Annotated in this window: 26 protein-coding genes and 1 pseudogene; 11 read left to right on the forward strand and 16 right to left on the reverse strand. The window is 56.6% G+C overall.

Annotation, left to right across the window (positions count from 1 at the left end; all coding sequences use genetic code 11):
* The first annotated feature begins 1 nt into the window (after nt 1).
* The 3 genes and pseudogenes from ECL_RS09840 (at nt 2) to ECL_RS09850 (ending at nt 2,310) form a co-directional block, all read left to right on the forward strand.
* Entirely contained in the window at nt 2–1,165 is a 1,164-nt protein-coding gene (locus tag ECL_RS09840; protein WP_013096621.1) for a sialidase family protein, read from the forward strand.
* A pseudogene (locus tag ECL_RS09845) lies at nt 1,162–1,608 on the forward strand (NanQ anomerase/TabA/YiaL family protein); the annotation flags it as partial. The gene ECL_RS09840 and the pseudogene ECL_RS09845, both read left to right, overlap by 4 nt.
* Before the next feature lie 24 nt (nt 1,609–1,632).
* Nucleotides 1,633–2,310, forward strand: coding sequence for an SDR family NAD(P)-dependent oxidoreductase (locus tag ECL_RS09850; protein ID WP_044159407.1), 678 nt, complete (start codon nt 1,633–1,635; stop codon nt 2,308–2,310).
* On the opposite strand, the gene ECL_RS09855 is transcribed toward ECL_RS09850, so the two are convergent.
* Together ECL_RS09855 and ECL_RS09860 are read right to left on the reverse strand one after the other, a co-directional pair.
* Entirely contained in the window at nt 2,307–3,098 is a 792-nt protein-coding gene (locus tag ECL_RS09855; RefSeq protein WP_013096623.1) for a PhzF family phenazine biosynthesis protein, read from the reverse strand. The genes ECL_RS09850 and ECL_RS09855 overlap by 4 nt on opposite strands.
* Before the next feature lie 27 nt (nt 3,099–3,125).
* A complete protein-coding gene (locus tag ECL_RS09860) occupies nt 3,126–3,914 on the reverse strand; it encodes a PhzF family phenazine biosynthesis protein (RefSeq protein WP_013096624.1) in 789 nt (262 codons plus the stop codon).
* A 175-nt stretch (nt 3,915–4,089) separates the two neighbouring features.
* Between ECL_RS09860 and ECL_RS09865 the strand changes: the two genes are divergently transcribed.
* The gene (locus tag ECL_RS09865; RefSeq protein WP_044158412.1) at nt 4,090–5,286 is read left to right on the forward strand and encodes a sugar transporter; all 1,197 of its coding nucleotides are present in this window, start codon (nt 4,090–4,092) and stop codon (nt 5,284–5,286) included.
* A gap of 81 nt (nt 5,287–5,367) precedes the next feature.
* Here the strand turns inward: ECL_RS09865 and ECL_RS09870 are convergent, their stop codons facing one another.
* Nucleotides 5,368–6,033: a MarC family NAAT transporter gene (locus tag ECL_RS09870; protein WP_013096626.1), complete on the reverse strand. Its 666-nt coding sequence runs from the start codon at nt 6,031–6,033 to the stop codon at nt 5,368–5,370.
* A gap of 256 nt (nt 6,034–6,289) precedes the next feature.
* Here ECL_RS09870 and marR point away from each other — a divergent pair, with 256 nt between their 5' ends.
* From marR to marB, 3 genes are read left to right on the forward strand one after another with little or no spacing between them, the layout of a single operon-like run.
* Entirely contained in the window at nt 6,290–6,724 is a 435-nt protein-coding gene (gene marR, locus ECL_RS09875; RefSeq protein ID WP_013096627.1) for a multiple antibiotic resistance transcriptional regulator MarR, read from the forward strand.
* A 20-nt stretch (nt 6,725–6,744) separates the two neighbouring features.
* Nucleotides 6,745–7,125: an MDR efflux pump AcrAB transcriptional activator MarA gene (gene marA, locus ECL_RS09880; protein ID WP_008502237.1), complete on the forward strand. Its 381-nt coding sequence runs from the start codon at nt 6,745–6,747 to the stop codon at nt 7,123–7,125.
* A gap of 32 nt (nt 7,126–7,157) precedes the next feature.
* Nucleotides 7,158–7,376, forward strand: a complete 219-nt coding sequence (gene marB / locus ECL_RS09885; protein ID WP_013096628.1) for a multiple antibiotic resistance protein MarB — start codon at nt 7,158–7,160, stop codon at nt 7,374–7,376.
* A 36-nt stretch (nt 7,377–7,412) separates the two neighbouring features.
* On the opposite strand, the gene eamA is transcribed toward marB, so the two are convergent.
* Complete coding sequence (gene eamA / locus ECL_RS09890; protein WP_013096629.1) at nt 7,413–8,312, reverse strand: O-acetylserine/cysteine exporter; 900 nt, start codon at nt 8,310–8,312, stop codon at nt 7,413–7,415.
* Between the two features lie 194 nt (nt 8,313–8,506).
* On the opposite strand from eamA, the gene ydeE reads away from it, so the two are divergent.
* Entirely contained in the window at nt 8,507–9,724 is a 1,218-nt protein-coding gene (gene ydeE, locus ECL_RS09895) for an efflux MFS transporter YdeE (RefSeq protein ID WP_013096630.1), read from the forward strand.
* Between the two features lie 46 nt (nt 9,725–9,770).
* Here the strand turns inward: ydeE and zinT are convergent, their stop codons facing one another.
* The 8 genes from zinT to ECL_RS09935 form a co-directional block, all read right to left on the reverse strand.
* Nucleotides 9,771–10,409, reverse strand: a complete 639-nt coding sequence (zinT, locus tag ECL_RS09900) for a metal-binding protein ZinT (RefSeq protein WP_013096631.1) — start codon at nt 10,407–10,409, stop codon at nt 9,771–9,773.
* 53 nt (nt 10,410–10,462) lie between these two features.
* The gene (urtE, locus tag ECL_RS09905; RefSeq protein ID WP_013096632.1) at nt 10,463–11,161 is read right to left on the reverse strand and encodes an urea ABC transporter ATP-binding subunit UrtE; all 699 of its coding nucleotides are present in this window, start codon (nt 11,159–11,161) and stop codon (nt 10,463–10,465) included.
* A gap of 9 nt (nt 11,162–11,170) precedes the next feature.
* Nucleotides 11,171–11,968, reverse strand: coding sequence for an urea ABC transporter ATP-binding protein UrtD (urtD, locus tag ECL_RS09910; RefSeq protein ID WP_013096633.1), 798 nt, complete (start codon nt 11,966–11,968; stop codon nt 11,171–11,173).
* A complete protein-coding gene (gene urtC / locus ECL_RS09915) occupies nt 11,968–13,041 on the reverse strand; it encodes an urea ABC transporter permease subunit UrtC (RefSeq protein WP_013096634.1) in 1,074 nt (357 codons plus the stop codon). The genes urtD and urtC overlap by 1 nt, the downstream gene beginning before the upstream one ends.
* On the reverse strand, nt 13,041–14,615 hold the full coding sequence (gene urtB / locus ECL_RS09920) for an urea ABC transporter permease subunit UrtB (protein ID WP_013096635.1): 1,575 nt from the start codon (nt 14,613–14,615) through the stop codon (nt 13,041–13,043). The genes urtC and urtB overlap by 1 nt, the downstream gene beginning before the upstream one ends.
* Nucleotides 14,616–14,639: 24 nt before the next feature.
* Nucleotides 14,640–15,911, reverse strand: coding sequence for an urea ABC transporter substrate-binding protein (urtA, locus tag ECL_RS09925; RefSeq protein ID WP_013096636.1), 1,272 nt, complete (start codon nt 15,909–15,911; stop codon nt 14,640–14,642).
* A 200-nt stretch (nt 15,912–16,111) separates the two neighbouring features.
* Entirely contained in the window at nt 16,112–17,215 is a 1,104-nt protein-coding gene (locus tag ECL_RS09930; protein WP_013096637.1) for a cobalamin-independent methionine synthase II family protein, read from the reverse strand.
* A 156-nt stretch (nt 17,216–17,371) separates the two neighbouring features.
* Entirely contained in the window at nt 17,372–17,785 is a 414-nt protein-coding gene (locus ECL_RS09935) for a rhodanese-like domain-containing protein (RefSeq protein ID WP_013096638.1), read from the reverse strand.
* Between the two features lie 73 nt (nt 17,786–17,858).
* Between ECL_RS09935 and ftrA the strand changes: the two genes are divergently transcribed.
* Entirely contained in the window at nt 17,859–18,860 is a 1,002-nt protein-coding gene (gene ftrA / locus ECL_RS09940) for a transcriptional regulator FtrA (RefSeq protein WP_044159402.1), read from the forward strand.
* Nucleotides 18,861–19,017: 157 nt separating this feature from the next.
* Here ftrA and ECL_RS09945 read toward each other — a convergent pair whose 3' ends face one another.
* Nucleotides 19,018–19,380 carry a hypothetical protein gene (locus tag ECL_RS09945; protein ID WP_013096640.1) on the reverse strand — a complete coding sequence of 121 codons (363 nt, stop codon included), beginning with the start codon at nt 19,378–19,380 and terminating at the stop codon, nt 19,018–19,020.
* 250 nt (nt 19,381–19,630) lie between these two features.
* Here ECL_RS09945 and ECL_RS09950 point away from each other — a divergent pair, with 250 nt between their 5' ends.
* On the forward strand, nt 19,631–19,861 hold the full coding sequence (locus ECL_RS09950; protein WP_013096641.1) for a DUF2554 family protein: 231 nt from the start codon (nt 19,631–19,633) through the stop codon (nt 19,859–19,861).
* Here the strand turns inward: ECL_RS09950 and ECL_RS09955 are convergent, their stop codons facing one another.
* Both ECL_RS09955 and ECL_RS09960 read right to left on the reverse strand, forming a co-directional pair.
* On the reverse strand, nt 19,862–21,826 hold the full coding sequence (locus tag ECL_RS09955; RefSeq protein WP_013096642.1) for a peptidase U32 family protein: 1,965 nt from the start codon (nt 21,824–21,826) through the stop codon (nt 19,862–19,864). It lies immediately after the preceding gene.
* A gap of 80 nt (nt 21,827–21,906) precedes the next feature.
* Entirely contained in the window at nt 21,907–22,434 is a 528-nt protein-coding gene (locus ECL_RS09960; protein WP_013096643.1) for a helix-turn-helix domain-containing protein, read from the reverse strand.
* Between ECL_RS09960 and ECL_RS09965 the strand changes: the two genes are divergently transcribed.
* On the forward strand, nt 22,433–23,692 hold the full coding sequence (locus ECL_RS09965) for a benzoate/H(+) symporter BenE family transporter (RefSeq protein WP_071843269.1): 1,260 nt from the start codon (nt 22,433–22,435) through the stop codon (nt 23,690–23,692). The genes ECL_RS09960 and ECL_RS09965 overlap by 2 nt on opposite strands.
* Here the strand turns inward: ECL_RS09965 and ECL_RS09970 are convergent.
* On the reverse strand, nt 23,672–24,544 hold the full coding sequence (locus ECL_RS09970) for a helix-turn-helix domain-containing protein (RefSeq protein ID WP_013096645.1): 873 nt from the start codon (nt 24,542–24,544) through the stop codon (nt 23,672–23,674). The two genes, ECL_RS09965 and ECL_RS09970, sit on opposite strands and share 21 nt — an antisense overlap.
* Between the last annotated feature and the right edge of the window lie 148 nt (nt 24,545–24,692).

Here is a 24,692-nt window from a genome sequence, read left to right on the forward strand (position 1 = left end):
TATGTCTGTAACCGTAACCCGCGACGGGATTATTCGCCCACAACAGGATACGCGCGTGGAGGCGGCCATGCTGCCTTCCGCCTGCCCACAAAACCACGCGGCAAATCTGCTGCCGCTGCCGGATGGTTCGCTGATGTGCGTCTGGTTTGGCGGTACCCAGGAGGGTATTGCGGATATCTCTGTGTGGGGTTCGCGCCTGTCACCGGGAAGCCAGCAGTGGAGTGAGGCAGAAAAACTGTCGGATGATGCCACGCGCTCTGAACAGAACCCGGTTCTGTTCCTGGCACCCGATAACGTGCTGTGGCTGCTGTGGACCGCGCAAATTTCCGGCAACCAGGACACCGCTATTGTGCGCTATCGCCAGTCCCGGGATCTGGGTAAAACCTGGGGGGACATCGCGACCCTGCTCGATAAACCCGGCACCTTTATTCGTCAGCCGATTGTCGTGCTGGAGAACGGGAACTGGCTGCTGCCGGTGTTTTACTGCCGCACCCGGCCGGGTGAGAAATGGGTCGGTAACGATGACATCAGCGCGGTGAAAATCTCCGAAGACGGGGGCAAAACCTGGCGTGATGTCGAGGTGCCGGACAGCCTGGGCTGCGTCCATATGAATATCACCCCGCTGCGCAATGGCACCCTGGTTGCCCTGTTCCGCAGCCGCTGGGCGGATAACATTTATTACAGCCAGTCAACGGACAACGGCGAAAGCTGGTCCGTGCCGGAACCCACGGTATTACCTAACAACAACTCCTCTATCCAGGTGACAACGCTTGCCAGTGGCGAGCTGGCGCTGGTGTTTAACCTCATGAGCGCCGCCGGGGCGCAGGAGCGTCGCACCTCGCTGTACGATGAAATTGACGATGGCGATGGCCGTAAAGAGCCGGTTGTAACCCACGGTCGGGCCGCCTTCTGGGGTGCCCCGCGTGCGCCGATGACCGTCGCCATTTCGCCGGACGGAGGCAAAAGCTGGCCGTGGCAACGGCATCTGGACGAGGGAGATGGCTACTGCATGACTAACAACTCTCTGGAGAAACTGAACCGTGAGTTTTCCTATCCGAGCATTAAGCAGAGCCCGGATGGCAGCCTGCATATCGCCTACACCTACTTTCGTCAGGCCATAAAATACGTGCGGGTGACGCCCGAGTGGGTCAAGGAGTCAGCATGATTATTGGACATCTCGACGCCCTGCCGCTGGCAGGGTTACCGCCGGTGTTGTATGCCCTGCTGTCCCGCCCGGACTGCACGCTGCAGGCGCTTAGCGAACGCGATGACGGCCGCTGGCAGCCGGACAATGCCCCCTGGTTTTGCCAGATTGGTCCGGCGCAGACGCAGCCGCGCGCGGAGCGGCATACGGAGTACCATCACCAGTGGGCGGATATTCAGGTTGTGCTGGCGGGAGAAGAACTCATCTATGCCGGCGCGCGCCCTGTTGGCAAGCCGGATGACGAAGAGCGTAAAGCGGACCTGTTCATTGCCAGCTCATCGGCACACAGCGTCGGGATCCGCCTTGGCGCGGGTGACTTTGCGGTCTTTTCTCCCGGAGAACCACACCAGGCGCTGTGCGCCAGCGGCGCGCCGATGACCGTGCGCAAAGCGGTGTTTAAAGTCCTCGTTCAATGCTGGAGGTCTGATATGCGTCACGCCGTCGTGACCGGAGCCAGCTCCGGAATTGGTGAGGCCATCGTTAAGCGTTTACTGGCGGAAGGCTGGCAGGTCACCGGACTCAGCCGCCGCACCGTGATGCCGGATACCCCTGGCTTTACGGGGTTACGCGTGGATATCACCGACCCTGATGCGTTGAACAGCGCCCTGCACGCCATCGCGACACCGCAGGCGGTGATCCACGCCGCCGGAATGATAGCCGCCGCCCCACTGGGGCAACTGGAAAGCAGGGTTGGCGCGTCACTGTGGCAACTGCACGTCCAGGCCTGCGAAGCCCTGTTTAACCATTTCGCGCCCGCTATGGCCGCCGGTGGACGATTTGTGGCGATTGGCAGCAGAACCTCCCGCGGGGCGGCAGGTCGCTCGCAGTATGTTGCCACCAAGGCGGCGATGACAGGGATGGTCAGAAGCTGGGCGGCGGAACTGGCCCCGCGTGGGATCACCGCAAACGTGGTCGCGCCGGGCGCCACCCAAACGCCGATGCTCAACGCACCGGGGCGAGAAAGCTCACCGCCTACCTGTCCGCCCATCGGCCGTCTTATCACGCCAGAAGAGGTCGCGGGACTGGTGAATTTCTTGCTCAGCGATGAAGCCGCCGCCATCACGGGCCAGGAGATGGTGATATGCGGCGGCGCCTCGCTCAGCTAGCGCAGGAAGATACGCCCTTTCAGATAGAGCGTCGCCTGGCCGCCAATCAGCACACGGTCGCCCTTCAGTTCGCAGCGCAGATCCCCGCCACGGTATGAAACCTGGCGGGCGTTCATCGACGTTTTGCCCAGCTTCTCGCTCCAGTACGGTATCAGCATGCTGTGCGTCGATCCGGTGACCGGATCTTCCGGTACCCCTTCGCCCGGGCAGAAGAAGCGGCTGACGAAGTCATACTCCTCTCCCGGTGCCGTCACGCAGACCATTTTCCCGAGCGGCGCCATCGCTGCAATATCCGGGGTTAAGGCCTCTACCTGTTGCTGGCTCTCCAGTACCACCATGTAATCCCGTCCGACGCGGACCTCTTTAGCCTGGGCTATCCCCAGCGCGCTGAACAGGCCCGGCGGGGGATTGTCAACCACCTCGGTCGACCACGCAGGGAAATTGAGCGTCAGCCAGTCGCCGTTGCGTTTCACCGTCAACTCACCCACGAAGCGCGTGGTGAAGGTGATTTCGGTATGCGGATAATCGAGGTATTCGAAAATCACGTGGGACGCTGCCAGCGTCGCGTGGCCGCAGAGGTTGATTTCATGCAGCGTGGTAAACCAGCGCAGCTCGAACCCGGTGTCGGTGCGTACGAAAAACGCCGTCTCAGACTGGTTATGCTGTTGCGCCATTTTGAGCAGCGTCTCATCCGAAAGCCACTCCTCCAGCGGGCATACCGCCGCTGCATTGCCGCCAAACGCCCTGTCGCTGAAGGCATCCACCAGATAAAAATCAATTTCCTGCATTGTCTTTTCCTCTGTTGTTATAGGTATCTAGCGCAGAAAAACTGTGCCTTTCAAATAGCATGACGCCTGTCCGCTCATCAGCACGCGCGAGCCTTTTAGCTCGCACCGCACGTCGCCGCCCCGCGCGGAAACCTGACGGGCAAACATCGTCGTTTTACCCAATTTTTCGCTCCAGTAAGGAATGAGCATGGTATGCGCAGAGCCGGTCACCGGATCTTCCCAGACGGCAACGCCGGGGGAGAAAAAGCGGCTGACGAAATCGTAATCCCCGTCGCCCTGCGCCGTAACGGCAACCTTATGTTCGCCAGGCGTCATGGCTGAAATTGTCGGTGCGAGTGCTTCAACCTGCTGGCGATCTTCCAGCACCACCACCCATGCGCGGCCTTTGCGGGCTTCAACGTAGCGGCGGATACCGAGCGCCGCGAGCATCTCCGGCGGGGGCGTCTCTTCATGCGTTGGACATGCCGGGAAATCCAGCGTCAGCCACTCCCCCTCCCGGCTCACCGTCAGGCGGCCAGAGGCCGTTTCGAAGTGGATCCGCGAGTCAGGATAGTCCAGCTCATTGAACAGAACGTACGCCGCAGCAAGCGTGGCGTGACCGCAAAGATTAACTTCGGTCAGCGTGGTAAACCAGCGTAGCTCAATGCCCCCTTTCGTACAGACGAAAAATGCGGTTTCCGACTGATTATGCTGTTGCGCCATTTTCAGTAACGTTTCGTCCGGCAGCCACGCCTTGAGCGGGCAAACGGCAGCCGGATTTCCGCCAAATGACACATTGCTAAACGCATCGACCAGATAAAAATCAATCTCCTGCACTGTCTTACCGCCTGTTTTTGTTAGAGTGTTCTTTTATATTCAATGAAAACCCTGCCTCCGGCTACCGCTTTCATAAGGTAAATATTGAGATCTGCATCACATAATGGTTGAGTTTTCGCCGTGCAAGGCTTTAAGATCGTCTCCTCTTCTTTTGCAACGAATCTCCGACATCCCTATGACAACGAACACAGTTTCCCGCAGGGTTGCGTGGCTACGCGTGGTCACGCTGGCTATTGCCGCGTTTATTTTCAACACCACAGAATTTGTTCCGGTTGGGCTGTTGTCTGACATCGCAGCGAGTTTCCAGATGGAAACTGCGCAGGTGGGCATTATGTTGACCATTTACGCCTGGGTGGTGGCGTTGATGTCGCTGCCGTTTATGCTGCTTACCAGCCAGATGGAGCGGCGTAAGCTACTGATCGGGCTGTTTGCGTTGTTTATCGCCAGCCACGTGCTGTCGTTCCTGGCGTGGAATTTTACGGTGCTGGTGTTAAGCCGCGTCGGGATCGCCTTTGCGCATGCCGTTTTCTGGTCGATTACCGCGTCGCTGGCTATCCGGCTGGCACCAGCGGGGAAACGCGCCCAGGCGCTGAGCCTGATTGCCACCGGGACCGCGCTGGCGATGGTGCTGGGCCTGCCGATTGGCCGTATCGTGGGCCAATACTTCGGCTGGCGTACCACGTTCTTCGCCATTGGCATGGGAGCGCTGGTTACCCTGGTATGTCTGGTAAAACTGCTGCCGAAGCTGCCAAGCGAACATTCCGGCTCGCTGAAAAGCCTGCCGCTGTTGATGCGTCGCCCGGCGCTGCTGAGCATTTATCTGCTTACCGTTATTGTGGTCACCGCCCACTATACGGCTTACAGCTATATCGAGCCGTTCGTTCAGGTGGTGGCCGGCTTTAGCGGCAATTTTGCCACCCTTCTCCTGCTGCTCCTGGGTGGGGCGGGCATTATTGGCAGTATTCTTTTCGGCAAGCTTGGCAATCAGCACGCTTCAGCGCTGGTGAGCAGCGCCATCGGTTTGCTGCTGGCGTGTCTGCTTCTGCTGATGCCCGCCGCGGGCAGTGAAAGCCAGCTGGCGATCCTCAGCCTGTTCTGGGGTGTGGCGATCATGATTATCGGTCTCGGGATGCAGGTGAAAGTGCTGGCCCTCGCGCCGGATGCCACAGACGTGGCGATGTCGCTGTTCTCGGGCATTTTTAACCTGGGCATTGGCGCGGGTGCGCTGGTGGGCAATCAGGTGATTCTGCACGTATCCATGTCGGCGATTGGCTATCTGGGGGCCATTCCGGCACTGGTGGCGCTTATCTGGTCGGTGTTGATCTTCCGTAAATGGCCGGTGGCGCTGGAGGAACAGGGGCAGCACGGGTGACGTCTGTTTGTGCCGGGTGGCGCTACGCTTACCCGGCCTACAAACCCGTAATAACGTCAGCCCCGCCACCCGGCAATGACCTCAGTGGTAAGTCTTAATAATCTCCAGCACGCCGTTAATAATAAACTGCACGCCCATACATACCAGCAAGAACCCCATCAGACGGGAAATCGCCTCGATACCGCCTTTGCCGACCCAGCGCATAATTGCCCCGGAGCTGCGCAACGATGCCCACACAATAATGCCGATCAGTGCAAATATCAGCGGTGGCGCTACGGTCACGACCCAGTCCGGAAACGTAGTGCCGTCACGTACCGTTGAGGCAGAACTGATGATCATCGCAATGGTCCCTGGCCCTGCCGTGCTCGGCATGGCTAGCGGTACAAAGGCGATATTCGCACTCGGTTCGGTCTCCAGCTCTTCGGATTTGCTCTTCGCTTCAGGCGATTCATGCGCTTTTTGCGCCGGAAACAGCATGCGGAAACCGATAAAGGCCACAATCAGCCCCCCGGCGATACGCAGGCCCGGGATGGAGATCCCGAAGGTATTCATCACCAGCTGACCGGCGTAGTAAGCCACCATCATGATGGCGAACACATACACTGAGGCCATCATCGACTGATGATTTCGCTCTGCGCTGTTCATATTCCCTGCCAGCCCGAGGAAAAGCGCTACCGTCGTTAACGGGTTGGCCAACGGCAGCAATACCACCAGCCCAAGACCAATTGCTTTTATCAAATCCAACATAGTGCGTCGTTGTCCTTATCCATGTTTATCACCGCAATTATAGGGTGAAAGTGTGACATTGAGCCATTCACGCAACGTAACGATTATTTTCATAAAGGAACGATAACCCTGCGTTATCTGTATGATTTGAAAGACCTCAACAAAAGTTCATGAAACGTTTTAGCAATTCGTGGCATCCGCAGATCCATTCAGTTGACTTATACTTGCCTGAGCAATAATATCTGCCGTGATTAAACTACTTGCCAGGGCAACCATTGTGAAAAGCACCAGTGATATCTTCAACGACGTTGTTCCGCTGGGTCGTCTTATTCATCTGGTTAATCAGAAAAAAGACCGCCTGCTGAATGACTATCTGTCGCCGCTGGATATCACCGCAACGCAGTTTAAAGTGCTGTGCTCCATTCGCTGCCAGGTGTGTATCACCCCGGTTGAGTTAAAAAAGGTGCTCTCTGTCGATCTGGGCGCGCTGACCCGCATGCTGGATCGTCTCGTCTGTAAAGGATGGATAGAACGAAGCCCTAACCCGAATGACAAGCGCGGCGTCCTGGTGACACTCACCAGCGACGGTGCGGATATGTGTGAACAATGTCATCAATTAGTAGGACAAACACTGCATCAGGAACTAACAAAAAACTTAACGGCAGAGGAAGTGGCAACGCTTGAGCTTTTGCTTAAGAAAATACTGCCGTAAACAGAAAAAGAGGTATGACGATGTCCAGACGCAATACTGACGCTATCACTATTCATAGCATTTTGGACTGGATCGAAGATAACCTGGAATCGCCGCTCTCCCTTGAAAAAGTGTCTGAGCGTTCAGGTTACTCCAAATGGCACCTGCAACGGATGTTTAAAAAAGAGACCGGTCATTCATTAGGTCAATATATTCGCAGCCGCAAGCTGACGGAAATTGCCCAAAAACTGAAAGAAAGCAATGAACCGATCCTTTATCTGGCGGAGCGATACGGGTTTGAATCGCAACAGACCCTGACGCGTACGTTTAAGAACTACTTCGACGTGCCGCCTCATAAGTATCGTATCACCAGCGTGCCGGGTGAATCCCGATACCTTTATCCGCTAAAACATTGTAGTTAATCATCGCCTGTAAAGACGTAACCGAGGAAATCATGAACGTTACCGCCTCCGCCGCCCTCGCCTTGCTGGTGCTCTTTTCCAGCCAGACCTTCGCGGAGCAACCCCCTCGTGCAACGCAGCAAAATAATCATGACACGATGATTTTGCCGTCAGCACATAGCCAGTCCCCTTATGATTTCAACCACATGGGGTCTGGTAGCGACAAATCCGACGAATTAGGCGTGCCTTATTATAATCAGCACGGCTTCTGATTCGTTTTGCCCCGCCGATGCGGGGCTTTTTCTGCCCTAATTTCGCACTCGCGCCGCCCGACGCACGCGTAAGCCAAACACGTTGATATACAGCCCGGCCATGATCAGCACCGCGCCGAGCAGCTGTAATGCACTCAGCTTTTCGTCCAGCAAAATCGCAGCGCTCGCCAGCCCGACAACCGGCACCAGCAGCGATAACGGCGCCACGCGCCAGGTTTCGTACCGCCCCAGCAGAGAACCCCAGATCCCGTACCCGATAATGGTGGCGACAAACGCCAGGTAGACCAGTGACAGTATGGTGGTGAGATCGATTTCAACCAGACTCGTCAGCATCACCGCCGGGCCATCAAAAATCAGCGAGGCCACCATAAACGGCACAATCGGGATCAGCGCGCTCCAGACCACCAGCGACATGACCTGCGGGCGTGTTTCATGCTGCATGATCAGCTTGTTGAAAATATTGCCGCAGGCCCAGCTCAGCCCCGCCGCCAGCGTCAGCATAAAGCCCAGTAACGCCACGTGCTGGCCGTTCAGGCTGGCCTCAATCAGCACCAGCACGCCAAACACGGCCAGAGTGATCCCCGCCAGCTGTTTGCCCTGTAAACGCTCGCCAAAAACAAACGCACCAAGAATGATGGTGAAGAACGCCTGCGCCTGCAGCACCAGCGAGGCAAGACCGGCAGGCATACCGAACTTAATGGCGCAGAACAGAAATGCAAACTGGCCAAAGCTGATGGTCAGGCCATAACCCAGCAGCAGCGTTAGCGGGATTTTCGGGCGGGCAACAAAAAACAGTGCCGGGAAGGCGACCAGCATAAAGCGCAAACCGGCCAACATCAGCGGGGGCATGTTATGCAACCCCACTTTGATGACCACAAAATTAAGTCCCCATACGATGACCACCAGCAGTGCCAGCAATCCGTCTTTACGCGTCATACCCTGCCCCTGATTTATTAATAATTTGTTAACACTTCAAGGTAACAGAAAAAAGTGCGTCGCGAGAAGATCATTAATTCTGGCAGGCAGTTGAAGCACTTACGGATAAATTGGGCGCTATACAAGCCTCTTATGTCGTGATACTCCTTTTAGGACACACTATAAAAAAGCATAAGCATTTGTCGGGCAGGAATATGAAACCATCTCTCAGGCGCTCAACCGCAGCGCTGCTGGCATCGTCATTGTTATTAACCATCGGTCGTGGCGCTACGCTGCCGTTTATGACTATTTATCTCACGCGCGTGTTTAACATGAGCGTCGAGAATATTGGTTATGCCCTGACCATTGCCTTGACCATCGGCGTGGTATTCAGCCTGGGATTTGGCATTCTGGCCGATAAGTTCGATAAAAAGCGCTACATGCTGATCGCGATTGTGGCGTTTATCGCCGGTTTTGTGGCGATCCCGCTGGTCAATAACGTCACCCTGGTGGTGCTGTTCTTTTCGTTAATCAACTGTGCCTATTCTGTGTTCTCGACGGTGCTGAAAGCCTGGTTCTCCGACGTGCTGACCTCCAGTGAAAAAGCCCGCGTTTTTTCGCTGAACTACAGTTTTTTGAACATCGGCTGGACGATCGGGCCGCCTCTTGGCACGTTTCTGGTGATGTACAGCCTGCAGCTGCCGTTCTGGCTGGCCGCGTTCTGTGCCGCTCTGCCGCTGGGGTTTATCCACTTCTTTGTGCAAAAAAGCATTGCGTTAGATGCCGCGGAGCAGAAGACAACGTGGCAGCCGTCTGTTTTGCTGAAAGACCGCGCGCTGTTCTGGTATACGCTCTCTGGCCTGCTCGCGTCATACGTCGGCGGGTCGTTCGCGAGCTGTATTTCGCAGTATGTTCTGGCTGCACATGCAGACAGTGATTTCGCCGAAAAGGTGGTCGCCGTGGTTCTGCCCGTCAATGCCGCAGTGGTGGTGACGCTGCAGTACGCACTCGGACGCAAAATCTCTGCCAGTAATATTCGCCCGTTGATGACAGCCGCCACCCTGTTTTTTATCGTGGGGTTGGGTGGCTTTATGATCTCCGGAGAAAACCTGATTTACTGGGGCATCGCCGCCGCCATCTTTACGCTGGGTGAGATTATTTATGCACCGGGTGAATATATGCTGATCGACAACATCGCCCTGCCGGGTATGAAAGCAAGCTACTTCTCCGCTCAGGCGCTGGGCTGGCTCGGCGCGGCGGCCAACCCGATGATCACCGGCATCATCCTGACCCATTTGCCGCACTGGTCGCTGTTTATGATTATGATGGCGGCTATCGTCATTGCCTGGCTGATGATCCTGCGCGGAATGAGCGTGAAGCGTGAAGATTGCGTGTCGGGTAGCGCTGCGCTTACCCGACCTACAAAACCCTGATCGCAGGCCGGGTAAGGCGTAGCCGCCACCCGGCAACAGCAACAGCCTAGTGGTGCAGCATCTCCTCCACCACCTGCTCTTTGTACATCTCGTTTGGATAATAGGTCGGCCAGTTATCCATCTCTTTCAGCAGTGCCTCGTGGGAGGTATTGCCCATAAAGATGTGGAAGTGGGATGAGGCTTTTGGCGCAATGGTGTGGTCGCTGAACTGAACAAACTTCGGTGCCTTGCTGCCCGCGTCCTTACACTCAAACAGATAGCGAACGCCTTTTTTGCCTGACGCGTAGGTCAGAATTTTGTAGCCGCTATAATCATACTGACAGCGGCTGACCTCTTTACCTTTATGAAATTCCATGACGTTATTTTCGATGCCGATAGCTTCCACATCGGTGGCGTACCCCGTGCGGTAATAGGCTTTAATCTCGTCGAACGTTTTATTGTCCTTCTGCGCCTTCTTTCTGAAGACCGGATCCAGCGAGCCATCCAGCAGGAAGGGATAAACGGACTGCCAGGTGCCGTCCCAGTCGGACAGTTTCCGGTCCTTAACGTCTTTGTCCGCAAACACGCCGTTTGCCGCCTTTTGCTCCGCTTCGGTCATCTGGTGACCGTGTGAGTGGGCAAACAGCTGGCCGCTGACCAGCAGCGCCCCCAGAGTCATCGCAAATTTTCCAATATGTGCAGCCACAACAGTATCCTCACTCCGTTTTTATAAGAATGAGGATGTTATATTATAACATTTCAGATCGCAACCTGTCCGCGAACGCCCTCCTGCTCCATGTTTTCTCCCCGTCCTCGCTGGATAATGGTGCCGCGAGACATGAGCAGATAGCTATCTGCCAGCGCTGCCGCAAAGTCATAAAACTGCTCCACAAGCAGGATCGCCATGTCCCCCCGGTCTGCAAGCTGGCGGATCACGTGGCCAATCTCTTTGATTACCGAGGGCTGAATGCCTTCGGTAGGTTCATCGAGGATCAGCAGCCGCGGACGGCTCGCCAGGGCGCGACCTATCGCCAGCTGCTGCTGTTGTCCGCCAGAGAGATCGCCTCCGCGTCGATGCTTCATCTCTTTTAATACCGGGAAAAGCTGCCAGATTTCCTCCGGGACATGTTTTGCTTCGCGGGCTGAGAAGCGCGAGAGCCCCATGAGCAGATTCTCTTCTACGGTTAAGCGCGGGAAAATCTCACGTCCCTGCGGCACATACGCCACGCCAGACTGCACCCGCTGGTGCGGCTTGTTGTGGGTGATCTTTTTCCCCTGCCAGATAACCTCACCCGTTTTCGCAGGGATCAGCCCCATCAGACACTTCAGCAGCGTGGTTTTACCCACGCCATTGCGCCCCAGCAGGCAGGTCACTTCGCCGGTGATGGCCTCAAAGCTCACGCCGCGCAGTATATGACTTCCACCGTAGTATTGATTCAGTTCGTTAACCTGTAACATCAAGGCTCCTTAGCGTCCCAGATAGACTTCAATTACCTGCTCGTTGGCCTGTACCTCGCGCAGCGAGCCTTCTGCCAGCACCTGTCCCTGATGCAGTACGGTCACGCGATCGGCAATGGTTTCAACAAACCCCATGTCATGTTCAACCACCATCAACGAGTGCTTGCCTGCCAGGGTCCGGAAAAGCTCGGCGGTGTACTCGGTCTCCGCGTCCGTCATCCCGGCGGCGGGTTCGTCCAGCAACAGCAGATGCGGATCCTGGACCAGCAGCATTCCGATCTCGAGGAACTGTTTTTGTCCGTGCGAAAGCAGTCCGGCTCGGCGGTCGCGTTCACCGGCGAGCCGCAGCAGGACCAGCATCTCATCAATACGATCGCGCTGTTCGCCGTTGAGTTTGGCCCGCAGGCTTGCCCAGACGGACTTGTCGGTTTTCATGGCGATCTCAAGGTTTTCCCATACCGTCAAAGCCTCAAATACCGTCGGTTTCTGAAACTTGCGGCCAATCCCCTGGCGCGCAATGGCGGCTGGCTCAAGCTGGGTCAGATCTACCGACTGGTCATAAACGGCTTTACCGCTTTTCGGCCGCGTTTTGCCGGTGATAACGTCCATCAGCGTGGTTTTTCCCGCGCCGTTTGGCCCAATCACGCAGCGCAACTCCCCCACGCCGATATTCAGCGTGAGATCCGTCAGCGCCTGAAACCCATCGAAGTTGACGTTGATCTTATCCAGCTGCAGCACCGGGTCCGTCTGCTCGCGATAGCGATCCCCGGGCAGCTGGCGAGTGAATAATCCTTCTGCTGGCTGCATTATTTCTCTCCCTTACGAAACAGGCCGTAGACGCCGCGCGGTAAAAACAGCGTAACCGCAATAAAAATCAGCCCGAGAAACAGCTGCCAGTATACCGGCATTGCGACGGTGAAGAAACTCTTCGCGCCGTTCACCAGCGCCGCACCAATGACCGGGCCAACCAGCGTGCCGCGGCCGCCCAGCGCCACCCAGATGGCGGCCTCAATGGAGTTGGTCGGCGACATTTCACCGGGGTTAATAATCCCGACCTGCGGCACATAGAGCGCTCCCGCCAGGCCACACAGCATGGCGGAAAGCGTCCATACCAGCAGCTTAAATCCCTTCGGATCGTAGCCGCAAAACGTCAGGCGGTTTTCAGCGTCGCGCACGGCGGTGAGAATACGGCCAAACTTGCTTCTGGCGAGGGCAATGCCGATGCCAAGCGTGAGGAGCAGCAACATGACGGTCGCCAGAAACAGCGCGATACGTGTCGTGGTCGCGGTGATGGAGAACCCCAGCAACGTGGTAAAACCGGTAAAACCGTTATTGCCACCAAACCCGGTTTCGTTGCGAAAGAACAGCAACATTCCCGCGTACGTCAGGGCCTGCGTCATGATCGAGAAATAAACCCCTTTGATTTTTGAGCGAAAGGCAAACCAGCCAAACACCAGCGCCAGCAGCCCCGGCACCATCACAATCAGTACCAGCGTCCAGGCAAAGTGCTGGGTTCCCCACCAGAACCACGGCAGTTCACTCCAGGAGAGAAACGACATAAATGCGGGCAGCCCATCGCCCGCGGCCTCGCGCATCAGGTACATCCCCATGGCGTATCCGCCCAGGGCGAAGAAGATCCCGTGGCCCAGCGAGAGCATACCGGCATATCCCCATACCAGATCGAGCGCCACCGCAACGATGGCGTAGCACAGGATTTTGCCGAGCAGCGTCAGCATCCAGGTCGACAGCGCCAGCGGATGGGTAGCGGGCAACATCGCAAAGAACGGCAATATCAGCAAACACGCCACCAGCAGGCTGCCTGCAATCTGCGTTGTGCGTGGCGCTTTTCGCGCCAGTTTTAAGGTAAGTGGCTGGCTCATCAGTCAGTGACCCTCCCTTTCAGCGCAAACAATCCCTGCGGACGTTTCTGAATAAACAGAATGATGGCCACCAGAATGACGATTTTGCCCAGCACGGCCCCCATCTGCGGCTCAAGAATTTTGTTGAAGATCCCAAGGCCAAACGCTGCCGCCACGCTCCCTGCCAATTGTCCAACGCCGCCAAGAACCACCACCAGGAAGGAGTCGATAATGTAACCCTGGCCCAGTTCCGGCCCGACGTTGCCCAGCTGGGAGAGCGCCACGCCGCCTAAACCGGCAATGCCGGAGCCCAGACCAAACGCCAGCATATCGACACGTCCGGTCGGCACCCCGCAACAGGCAGCCATGCTGCGGTTTTGCGTTACCGCACGCACGTTCAGGCCGAGACGGGTTTTATTCAGGACCAGCCAGGTGAAGAACAGCACCATCAGCACAAAGCCCAATACCACAATGCGGTTCCACGGTAGCGTCAGGTTAGCAAACACCTGCACCCCGCCTGACAGCCAGGCCGGGTTTGCCACCTCCAGGTTTTGTGCGCCAAACGTCATGCGTACCAGCTGAATCAGCATCAGGCTGATACCCCAGGTGGCGAGTAATGTCTCCAGCGGACGACCGTAGAGATGGCGGATCACCGTGCGTTCAAGGATCATCCCGATGCCTGCGGTCAGGCAGAAGGCGACAGGCAGCGCGACGACCGGATACAGCGCCAGCCACTGAGGCGTGACGCTGGCCATGATCTGCTGAACCATCCACGTGGCGTACGCCCCAAGCATCAGCATCTCGCCGTGCGCCATGTTGATGACACCCAGCAGCCCATAGGTGATCGCCAGCCCCAGCGCCGCCAGCAGCAGGACCGAGCCCAGCGACAGCCCCATAAACGCCTGCCCGAGGAGATCGCCCCACATCAGACGGTGCTGAATTTGGCTCAGGCTCTCCCCGGCGGCGGCACGTACGCGGGCATCCGGTTCGGTTTGCGTCTGGGTATATGGCATGAGTCGGGATGGCACGTCCGGGTCGTCAGATTGCCCGAGCCGTTCAATAGCCTGAAGACGCACGTCAGCCTGTGGGCTGGCGAGCTGGAGATTAGCCAGCGCCAGCAGCAGCGACTGGCGCGCCACATCGTCCGTTTCACTGCTTACCCGCGTTTGCAGGAGGCCGATCATTTCCGGCTGCGCATCCCGCTGTAACTGGCGCGCGGCGGCACGCCGCTGCGTGACGTTGTCACTGATAAGCTGATGCGTAGCGTTGGCCGTGGCGGCCAGCACCCGCAGACGGTTGGTCAGGCGTACGGCTTTGGTTTGCCCTTCTGCAGCAGGGGAATCTCCCAGCGCCACCATCTCGCCATTGCGTCGCGCAAAGGCATGTTTCTGGCTGTCGGCAAACAGATTTTCGTTTTGCAGCGCCTGCAGTAACGGCAGTCTTGCGGCATCCGGCGCGAGAGCCCAGCGGGTCAGCATATCCGCCTGCTGGCTGCGGCTGGCGGCAACAAATTGATCGGCATCCGATGCCTGCGCCATCCCTGGCAGCAGCCCGGTAAGCCATACAATAGCGATCATCATGCGCATGGCGTTCATGACTTTTCTCCCTGCAGTAATGGCTTAGTTGCTGGCGGTCTTCATCGGCTGATCGGGCTTTTTATCGTTCCCGGCGATGAACGGGCTCCACGGCTGGGCGCGTACCGGCTCTTCCGTCTGCCAGACCACGTTAAACTGGCCGTTACCTTCGATTTCACCGATCATGACCGGCTTATGCAGGTGATGGTTGGTGGCATCCATGGTGAGCGTAAAGCCGGAGGGTGCCTTAAAGGACTGTCCGGCCATGGCCGCGCGCACTTTATCCACGTCGGTGGTGCCTGCTTTCTCTACCGCCTGTGCCCACATGTGGATCCCAACATAGGTGGCTTCCATCGGGTCGTTGGTGACTACGGTATCGGCGTTAGGCAGCTTATGGGCTTTGGCATAGGCTTTATAGTCCGCCACGAAGGCCTGGTTGGTCGGGTTATCAACGGACTCGAAGTAGTTCCACGCGGCCAGGTTGCCGACCAGCGGTTTGGTGTCAATCCCGCGCAGCTCCTCTTCGCCAACGGAAAACGCCACTACCGGGACATCGGTTGCTTTCAGCCCCTGGTTAGCCAGTTCTTTGTAGAACGGGACGTTAGAATCGCCGTTGATGGTGGAGACCACCGCGGTTTTACCGCCTGCGGAGAATTTCTTGATGTTGGCAACGATGGTCTGGTAGTCACTGTGTCCGAACGGGGTGTAGACCTCTTCGATATCTTTGTCTTCCACGCCTTTGGAGTGCAGGAAGGCGCGCAGGATCTTGTTGGTGGTTCGCGGGTAGACATAATCCGTGCCCAACAGGAAGAAGCGTTTAGCGCTACCGCCGTCTTCGCTCATCAGGTACTCCACCGCCGGAATGGCCTGCTGGTTTGGCGCCGCACCGGTATAGAAGACGTTCGGCGACATCTCTTCGCCTTCGTATTGCACCGGATAGAACAGCAGACCGTTCAGCTCCTCAAATACCGGCAGTACGGATTTACGAGACACCGAGGTCCAGCAGCCAAACACCACGGCCACTTTATCCTGGCTCAGCAGCTGACGCGCTTTTTCGGCAAACAGCGGCCAGTTAGAGGCCGGGTCAACCACCACTGGCTCCAGTTTTTTACCCAGCACCCCGCCTTTGGCGTTGATCTCGTCAATCGTCATCAGGGCGACATCTTTCAGCGGCGTTTCTGAGATCGCCATCGTGCCGGAGAGCGAATGCATAATCCCCACTTTGATGGTATCGGCCGCCTGTGCGCCAAAACTCATCCCCATAGCAACGACTGACGCAGACAACGCGAAGGCTTTTAATAATGTACGACGGTGCATATTTTCACTCCTGAAAAAGAACGCTGTGCGAAGACGTCCGTTACGGCATGGACGCGGAAAAATGTCTCAGCGAAACAGGAGCAAAAAGGATGCCAGGATGAATAACGTGCTATTGCAGGATGTGTAACGCGGGATGTAAAGAGAACGACTCAGAATGGTACAGCGCTGCACTTTTATAATGCAGCGCTGTGACGACGGGATTACCAGACTTCGCTGGCGATCTGTGTGACCAGACGCACTTTGTCCCACTGCTGGGCTTCACTCAGGGTGTTGCCCTCTTCGGTGGAGGCAAAACCGCACTGCGGGCTGAGGCAGATCTGCTCTTTTGCCACGTATCTGGCCGCCTCCTCCAGGCGCGCCTTCACCCCTTCAGGGTTTTCCAGCTCGCCATTTTTGGTGGTGATCAGCCCAAGTACCACCTGCTGCTTGCCCGGGCGGACAAAGCGCAGCGGTGCGAAATCACCGCTACGGTCATTGTCGTACTCCAGGAAGAAGGCATCGACGTTCACCGTGCCGAACAGCACCTGGGCCACCGGCTCATAGCCGCCTTCGGAAATCCAGGTGGAGCGGAAGTTACCGCGACAGACATGCAGACCGATGGTCAAATCGTCTGGTTTTCCTTCCAGCGCCTTGTTCAGCACGCGGGCATAGGTACGCGCCAGCTCATCGGCATCTTCCCCGCGCTCGCGGATCTGACGACGCTGGTCATCCGAACAGAGGTAGGCCCAGACGGTATCATCCAGTTGCAGATAGCGACAGCCTGCATCATAAAATGCCCGGATGGCGTCGCGCCAGGTGGTGGCCAGATCGTCAAAATAGTCATTCAGATCAGGATAGACCGTCGCATCGATGTCTTTGCGACCGCCACGGAAGTGCAGCACGCTCGGGCTGGGAATGGTCATTTTTGGCTGCGCGTTGCCGCTGATGCTTTTCAGATAGCGGAAGTCTTCCAGCATCGGATGATCGCCAAAACCCAGCTTGCCGGTGACGCGCACGCCGTGCGCTTTGGTCTGCACGCCGTTGAACTGAATGCCCTGCTGTGAATCGTAACGCTCAACCCCCTGCAGACCATCGAAGAAATCGAAGTGCCACCAGGCGCGACGGAACTCACCGTCGGTGACCACGTGCAGGCCGCAGGCGCACTGCTGTTCGACCACCTGGCGGATCGCGTCATCTTCCACCGCGCGAAGCTGCCCGGCATCAATCTCACCGCGGGCAAACTGCTGGCGAGCCTGTTTGATGGCATCCGGGCGTAAAAAACTGCCGACTACATCGGCGCGGTATGGGGCGTGCTGTCGCTGCATGGAAATCTCCTCTGTCTGCCGGCGATAATTGCCAGCAGTGATAATTCATCTCTTGAAGCTTTAGACTTCTGGATGTCTAAATGTCCAAAAAAGATGACATACCTGCTGTATCCCGGCAAACGAGAAAATTTCACGACAGTTGAAATTTATTCATGTTCACAACGCGGCAGCGGTTTCGCTACTGGCAAACGCGTACTGTTCGTCCTCCCAGCCGGTGATGCCGCCAATCATGATTTTCACCGGCAGTCCGAGACGCGCCAGCTTCAGTGCGGCTCTGTCCGCGCCGTTACAGTGCGGCCCGGCGCAGTACACCACAAACAGCGTATCGGCCGGCCACTGCGCCATGCGCGCCTCAGTGATCTGGCTCCAGGGCATATGTATCGCGCCGGGCACATGACGACGGGCAAACTGCTCAGGTTTCCCGACAACATGCAGCAACACAAAGTCCTGCTCGTTATTCGTCAGCGCATGGTGCACATCGGCACAGTCTGTTTCGACGCTCAGGCGACGCAGAAAATGGGTAACGGCTTCCTGCGGCTCGGCAGCCGGAAATTCAGTAACATAACTCATGATCCTTCCTCATCTTTGGCGTTTGTGTTAACACTACTCTATCCAGAAATTGATCACGTGAATGCGTCTGCTTATGCCAGAAAACAGCAAAAAGATGACAAACTTAAGACAGGTTTCCCGCCCGCTGGTGGTGGTACTGGCCTATGACGGTTTGTGTACCTTTGAATTTGGCGTGGCGGTGGAAATCTTCGGTTTGCCACGTCCCGAGCTGGGCGACGAATGGTATCGTTTTGCGGTGGCGGGCATTGATGACGGTGAGCTTCGGGCAACCGGTGGGATCCGCATCCTGACCGACGGGGGGCTTGATCTGCTGGAATCGGCAGACCTGATCGTTGTGCCGGGCTGGCGAGGGATGGATGCGCCTGTTCCCGCGGCGCTCTCCGAGGCCTTACGCCGGGCCAATGCGCGCGGTTGCCAGCTGCTTTCTATCTGTTCCGGGGTGTTTGTTCTGGCCGCGTCGGGTCTGCTGAACGGGCGTAAAGCCACCACCCACTGGCGCTATATTGAGGCGCTGAAAGCCCGTTATCCGGCGATCGGCGTGGTCGAGGATGTGTTGTATCAGGATGAAGGCGATATTCTGACCTCTGCGGGAAGCGCGGCAGGCATCGATCTCTGTTTGCACGTGGTGCGGCGGGATTACGGTATGGAAACCGCCAACAGCGTCGCGCGCCGTCTGGTGATCCCTCCCCACCGGGATGGCTCCCAGCCGCAGCAGTTGAGTCGCCCGGTGGCACAGCTGCGGGAGAGCCAGCGTCTGGGGCAGTTGTTCGAATTCCTGCACAATCACCTGAGCGTTTCTCACAGCGTGGATTCGCTGGCGCGTCGCGTCGGCATGAGCCAGCGCACCTTTCTGCGCCGCTTTCAGGCTGCCACAGGCACCACGCCTGCGCGCTGGCTGCTTAATGAACGACTGTTACGGGCGAAAGATTATCTTGAGAGCAGCCGTCTCAGCATCGACAGCATTGCTGAACAAACCGGATTTGGTCAGGCAGCGACCCTGCGTCACCATTTCCGCCAGCAGTTCGCGCTTTCCCCTGCCCAGTACCGTAAACAGTTTGCCCGCCCGCCACGCTGATGGCCGGTTCGCAGGCAAAAAAAACCGCCATAATCTGGCGGTAAATGCTTGCATGGATAGATTTGTATTTTCATGTCTACGTCCCGACACTCCATGCCGGGCAGCGGATCAATAACAACCTAACATGCCTGAACTCAACAAAAGCTAAACAGAGCCATTAACCCGCTTTGGTATTAATTTGCAGGTAGCGCATCAGGCCCTGTTCCGCGCTCTGTTTTGCATCCTCGTTAATCGCTTCCAGATAGAATGGACGCGAGACCCCATACGGTGCTTTATCTGCTGAGAAAACAGCAAACTGAAATGTTTTACTTTTCGACGGATTGGTACACCCTAATTCCCAACGCTCGTCATCAATTTGCTTGCTATTACACGCCACGCGTCCGTAGTCGCTGGTTAAATAAGAACCGACCCGAGCTTCCGCTGACTGAATATAATCCGGTTCGCCACTCCAGTTAACGTTCATACCTACAACAGCCCCAACGGCAACCACCAGAAGCGCTATTGACATGACTTTTTTCATTGAATCAGATCCATTCCTTTGTCAGAGAAATCTTATTATATAAGATTAATCCTTAAACCTCTGCCATATTTTGATACCAAATTTTAGGGTATGACAAAGATAATTCTTTTTTAGGAAAAATCTCACTACGCGCAAAATATATCCTGTTCGCGCAACATGACATATTCTTTGCGCTAATTTGAAAATGCCAATAATAACCCTACGAAACTACGTTCATGCTAGCGTGGCATTTTTATTGAAGGGGAAGTCCATGTTCAAAAAGGGGTTAACGCTTATGATGCTGGTCTGCGCCCTGTTTTCCGGCCAGCTGATGGCGGGACACAAAGGCCATGAATATTTGTGGGTTAAGAATGTTGATCATCAACTCCGGCACGAGGCAGACAGTGATGAATTACGCAGCGCAGCGGAGGAATCAGCAGAGGGTTTGCGCGAACATCACCTGTGGCAAAAATCGCGCAAACCGGGTACTCACTTTCGTTAATTAATTACCCTTACGTTTCGGCAGGGTTTTCATCAGTTCGTCGGGGCTCACGGAGGCAACAATACTGCCCGGTGGCGGCATTTTGAAAATATGGTTTTTCATTTTGCCAATAACGTGCATTTCACACGGACGACAATCAAATTTGAGGGTCAGCACCTCGTCGCCATTCACCAGCTGCATTGGCGTAGCTTTCCAGCTCTTAATATTGCCTTTCGCCTGTTTCGGGCAAAGATTAAAGGCAAAACGCAGACAATGTTTGGTGATCATCACCGGCACATCACCCTTCTCTTCGTGCGCCTCATAGGCAGCATCAATTAACTGCACGCCGTGCCGATGATAAAACTCGCGCGCTTTATGGTTATACACGTTCGCCAGGAACGATAAATGCGACTCGGGGTAAACGGGCGCTGGCACGGTTTCCGCCTTACGGCTGCCGCGGGGATAATTCGCCAGTCGCGCGTCATCCAGCATCTCTGCCGTTTCCCGGCGGAACTGGTTCAGCAGACTATTTGGCACGAACAGCGCATCCGGCAGATTTACCGCAATGTTGCGCGCATAGTAAATGGTCTGTCCCAGCTTCGCCACGCCATCCTTCAGGCTGTTGAGGGCTTTTTCTGCATTGTTCGCCACCTCAAACAGACCGTCGAGAGTATGCGTGACGCTGATGCCGTCTTCACAGGTCATGGTCAGGATCAGCTGCTCTTCCCAGCCACCTAACTCGATATCCACCGCAATGCGACGCTCGCTGGAGGTTTTCAGCAGCGCCTGCTGCCAGTTGTGGTCAAGGTTACGGTTCAGCGCAGCGTTAGGACGTGCTTTATAGAGATCGGCAGGCATCTCGTTTGGCCAGACGCGATAGCGGTTTTCACCGGTTTTTTCCACCGTATTAGCACGGAAGCCCACGACTTCACGTTTGATCATCACGTTCAGACCATCCCCGTTCGCCAGCGGTTCGGTCACCGACACGTCGAGATAATCTTTGGCGACCTTCAGCACCTCACCCACCGGTAAACCGATAAACTTCGGTGAATCAAACGCGCCAATATCGCCTTTACGGGCATTGACGAAGTAGTCCGTGCTGCCGCGGTGGAAGGTTTTATCCGTCGACGGAATAAAGAAATGCTCGGTGCGACCGGCAGACGCGCGCGCCAGGTCACCGCGAGCTTCAATAATGGCGTCCAGCATCTGACGATAATGGGCGGTAATGTTCTTCACGTAGCTCATGTCTTTGTAGCGCCCTTCAATCTTGAAGGAACGCACACCGGCATCAATCAGCGCGCCCAGGTTGGCGGTTTGATCGTTGTCCTTCATGGACAGCAGGTGTTTTTCGAACGCGACCACGCGGCCCTGATCGTCTTTCAGGGTATACGGCAGACGGCAGGCCTGAGAGCAGTCACCGCGGTTGGCGCTGCGGCCAGTCTGCGCGTGGGAGATATTGCACTGCCCGGAATACGCCACGCACAGCGCACCGTGGATAAAGAACTCAATGGTGGCATCCGTCGCCTGGTGAATATCGCGGATTTGATTCAGGTTCAGTTCGCGCGCCAGCACGATCTGGGAAAAGCCCGCATCGGAGAGAAACTTCGCCTTCTCCACGGTGCGAATATCGCACTGGGTACTGGCGTGCAGTTCAATTGGCGGAATATCCAGCTCCAGCACGCCCATGTCCTGAACAATCAGGGCATCCACGCCGGTCTGGTAGAGATCGGTGATCAGACGTTGCGCAGGCTCCAGTTCATCATCATGCAGTATGGTGTTCAGGGTCACGAACACTTTCGCCCCAAAACGGTGGGCGAACGGCACCAGCTCGGCAATATCGCTCAGGCTGTTGCTGGCGTTATGGCGGGCACCGAAGCCAGGACCGCCAATGTAGACGGCATCAGCCCCATGAAGGATCGCTTCACGGGCGATGGCGGCATCGCGGGCCGGGCTTAAAAGTTCAAGATGATGGGATTGCAGGCGCATACTTCGTCGTTATCCGTTATGGTCAAAATGGCGGCTATTGTAGTCAGAAGTATGCATCAGCGAAACAGTTTTGCGAGCCTTTAGCGGGGATAATGAATCAGGGAGTGAAAATGCACCGGTCGGCTGCTGCTGTTGCGGTAGGCATGCGGTTTATCCCCGGCAAAACGCACGCCCTGATCGGGGTAAAGGGTTCGCCATTCGCCGTCAATTTTCATCTCCAGTTCACCGCTTATCACCACCACGTGTTCAATCACCCCCGCCTCGTGCGGCGTGGATTCACTCAGGGCGCCGGGCGCCAGGATGATGGAGAAATGATCGAACTTCAGCGTCTCATCCCACGGGAACAGCGGTTTCACCACCATCGCCTGCTGCTGCGGGTCGAACACCGCCTGCCGGTCTGCCTCCGGCGTGATAAACGCCGAGAACGGGACGTTTAGCCCCGTGGCAATTTTCCACAGCGTCGACACCGTTGGGCTGGATTCATTACGCTCGATCTGTCCCAGCATGGCTTTTGACACCCCCGTCTCTTCTGCCAGCTTTGACAGGCTCCAGCCGCGCGCCTGGCGCTGCGTCTTGAGTGTTGTAGCAAGATGTTGTGTGATTTCCATGTTTCCTCCCGAGGGGGTAAGCATACCACTTGTACGCTATAACGCACAGTGCTACCTTATTGCGGACGTTATAACGCACAACGGAGATATTATGCGCCAGTCAGCCCCTCTTTTTCCCGCCATTCTTGCCGGATTTGTTGCCGTCCTGGTCGGTTATGCCAGCTCGGCCGCCATCATCTGGCAGGCTGCTGCCGCGGCAGGTGCCAGCGCACAGCAGATCGCCGGCTGGATGACCGCACTGGGGTTCGGCATGGGGATCAGTACGCTCGCCCTGTCATGGTGGTATAAAGCCCCGGTACTCACCGCCTGGTCAACCCCCGGCGCGGCGCTACTGGCTACCAGTCTGCACGGGATAACGCTTGCAGAAACCATCGGCATTTTCATTTTCGCCAATGGGCTGATCTTACTGTGCGGCCTGACCGGACTCTTCGCCCGCCTGATGAAACTCATTCCCCATTCGCTTGCCGCCGCGATGCTGGCAGGCGTATTGCTGCGCTTTGGCCTGCAGACGTTCAGTCACCTTGACGGCCATTTTCTGCTGTGCGGCAGCATGATTGCGGCATGGCTGGTCGCCAAAGCGCTGGCGCCACGCTACGCCATTGTGGCGACTCTGATAACAGGGAGCGTGGTGGCCTGGGCGGGCGGTGACGTTGTCACAAATCGACTCACCCTTTCCCTCGTCATGCCACAGTTTATTGCACCGGCGTTTAGCCTCACCAGTCTGGTCAGTATCGGCTTGCCCTTTTTCCTCGTGACCATGGCGTCGCAAAATGCGCCCGGTGTCGCCACGATGAAAGCGTCGGGCTATCCGCTGGCGGTATCTCCGCTGATGATCGCGACCGGCGGGCTGGCGCTGCTGCTTTCGCCTTTCGGCGTCTACTCCATCTGCATTGCAGCCATTACCGCAGCCATTTGCCAGAGCCCGGATGCGCATCCGGATGCCAGTAAACGCTGGCTGGCAGCGATGGCGGCAGGCGGTTTTTACCTGCTGGCGGGCGTATTCGGGGGATCCCTTACCGGGCTGATGGCGGCTCTGCCGCCGAGCTGGATCCAGACGCTGGCAGGCCTGGCGCTGCTGGGCACCATCAGCGGGAGTTTGTATCAGGCATTGCATAACGAAACGGAGCGTGACGCGGCGATTGTCACGTTTCTGATGACCGCCAGCGGCGTGACGCTGCTCGGGATTGGCTCTGCATTCTGGGGGCTGGTGCTGGGAGGCGTGTGCTTCGCCGTTTTATCACGCCTTCGCCGCGCGTAGCTGTGAAGGCGTCATCCCCATCACGCTGCGAAAGCGGTTGCTGAAGTGGCTGGCGGAGTTAAATCCACAGGCGAGTGCAATATCCGTCAGCGGCGTCGCCGTATGCTGCACCAGCGTTTTGGCTTTCTCCATGCGGCGCTGCATCACGTACTGGTGCGGTGCCAGCCCCGTCGACTGACGGAACATGCGGGCAAAATGGTACTCACTGAGCGCGGCCTGCGCCGCCAGTTCAGCCAGCGTGAGCGGCTGAGCAAGGTTCTCTTCGATAAAGGCCAGCACGTTGCGCAGCACAAACGGCGATAGCCCGCCGGTGACCACCGGCAGTTTCCACTGCACATTCGAATAGTTCTGCAGCAGATGGGTCAGCAGCAGCGTCGAGGCCGTGCTGAGTGTCAGCTGGTTGGCTTTTTGCTGCCAGTCACAGCCGAGCAAAAACTGACGATAGAGCGCAGTGATTTTTGCATCGCTGCCAAAGATTTTTTCATCCAGCGTCAACGACAGCGGGCGTTTGTCCCAGATTTTTTCACCCACATCGCGCAGATGGTCATCGGTGCAGTAGAGGTGGACAAACGACAGGTCATCGCGAATATCCCACGTCGATTCACTCTCTTTCGGCATCAGACAAAAACGATCCGGCCCGCCGCCGTTTTTCCAGCCGCCCGGCGTTTTTTGATAGCTCTCATAACCGTCCGCCACGTACAGGCTCAGGGTGTGATGATTGCTTTTTACGGTGATCGTGTCGCGCTTGTTGTACCACGCCGCCAGCTGGATACCGGAATTGAGCGCAACGGTTTCCCGCAGCACGGCGTTCTGTTGGCGGAGCGTTTCAAAGGTATCGTAAGCGTGTGACATAACCGTTAGCGCGTCTGTGAATCAGAATGTCAGTCTAAGAATTGTTGCTTCACGTTGCCAGACCCCGGAACAGAAAAAAGCGCAAGATTTTGCAAGTCCGCCGCAGGACGGTGAAAGCCTGTCAACGCCCTCGTCGCCATACTGTGGG

Origin of the sequence: Enterobacter cloacae subsp. cloacae ATCC 13047, from assembly GCF_000025565.1 — a bacterium.
Taxonomy (GTDB): Bacteria; Pseudomonadota; Gammaproteobacteria; order Enterobacterales; family Enterobacteriaceae; genus Enterobacter; species Enterobacter cloacae.

Coding starts and splice junctions, on each gene's coding strand:
- ECL_RS09950 (WP_013096641.1), top strand. CDS start 19,631: ATGTTCAAAAAGGGGTTAACGCTTATGATGCTGGTCTGCGCCCTGTTT.
- marA (WP_008502237.1), top strand. CDS start 6,745: ATGTCCAGACGCAATACTGACGCTATCACTATTCATAGCATTTTGGAC.
- ydeE (WP_013096630.1), top strand. CDS start 8,507: ATGAAACCATCTCTCAGGCGCTCAACCGCAGCGCTGCTGGCATCGTCA.
- ECL_RS09955 (WP_013096642.1), bottom strand. CDS start 21,826: ATGCGCCTGCAATCCCATCATCTTGAACTTTTAAGCCCGGCCCGCGAT.
- urtA (WP_013096636.1), bottom strand. CDS start 15,911: ATGCACCGTCGTACATTATTAAAAGCCTTCGCGTTGTCTGCGTCAGTC.
- ECL_RS09965 (WP_071843269.1), top strand. CDS start 22,433: ATGTTTCCTCCCGAGGGGGTAAGCATACCACTTGTACGCTATAACGCA.
- ECL_RS09855 (WP_013096623.1), bottom strand. CDS start 3,098: ATGCAGGAAATTGATTTTTATCTGGTGGATGCCTTCAGCGACAGGGCG.
- eamA (WP_013096629.1), bottom strand. CDS start 8,312: ATGACGCGTAAAGACGGATTGCTGGCACTGCTGGTGGTCATCGTATGG.
- ECL_RS09870 (WP_013096626.1), bottom strand. CDS start 6,033: ATGTTGGATTTGATAAAAGCAATTGGTCTTGGGCTGGTGGTATTGCTG.
- ECL_RS09930 (WP_013096637.1), bottom strand. CDS start 17,215: ATGCAGCGACAGCACGCCCCATACCGCGCCGATGTAGTCGGCAGTTTT.
- urtC (WP_013096634.1), bottom strand. CDS start 13,041: ATGAGCCAGCCACTTACCTTAAAACTGGCGCGAAAAGCGCCACGCACA.
- ECL_RS09960 (WP_013096643.1), bottom strand. CDS start 22,434: ATGGAAATCACACAACATCTTGCTACAACACTCAAGACGCAGCGCCAG.
- marB (WP_013096628.1), top strand. CDS start 7,158: ATGAACGTTACCGCCTCCGCCGCCCTCGCCTTGCTGGTGCTCTTTTCC.
- ECL_RS09840 (WP_013096621.1), top strand. CDS start 2: ATGTCTGTAACCGTAACCCGCGACGGGATTATTCGCCCACAACAGGAT.
- ECL_RS09935 (WP_013096638.1), bottom strand. CDS start 17,785: ATGAGTTATGTTACTGAATTTCCGGCTGCCGAGCCGCAGGAAGCCGTT.
- urtD (WP_013096633.1), bottom strand. CDS start 11,968: ATGCAGCCAGCAGAAGGATTATTCACTCGCCAGCTGCCCGGGGATCGC.
- ECL_RS09850 (WP_044159407.1), top strand. CDS start 1,633: ATGCGTCACGCCGTCGTGACCGGAGCCAGCTCCGGAATTGGTGAGGCC.
- ECL_RS09865 (WP_044158412.1), top strand. CDS start 4,090: ATGACAACGAACACAGTTTCCCGCAGGGTTGCGTGGCTACGCGTGGTC.
- ECL_RS09945 (WP_013096640.1), bottom strand. CDS start 19,380: ATGAAAAAAGTCATGTCAATAGCGCTTCTGGTGGTTGCCGTTGGGGCT.
- urtB (WP_013096635.1), bottom strand. CDS start 14,615: ATGAACGCCATGCGCATGATGATCGCTATTGTATGGCTTACCGGGCTG.
- ftrA (WP_044159402.1), top strand. CDS start 17,859: ATGCCAGAAAACAGCAAAAAGATGACAAACTTAAGACAGGTTTCCCGC.
- urtE (WP_013096632.1), bottom strand. CDS start 11,161: ATGTTACAGGTTAACGAACTGAATCAATACTACGGTGGAAGTCATATA.
- ECL_RS09970 (WP_013096645.1), bottom strand. CDS start 24,544: ATGTCACACGCTTACGATACCTTTGAAACGCTCCGCCAACAGAACGCC.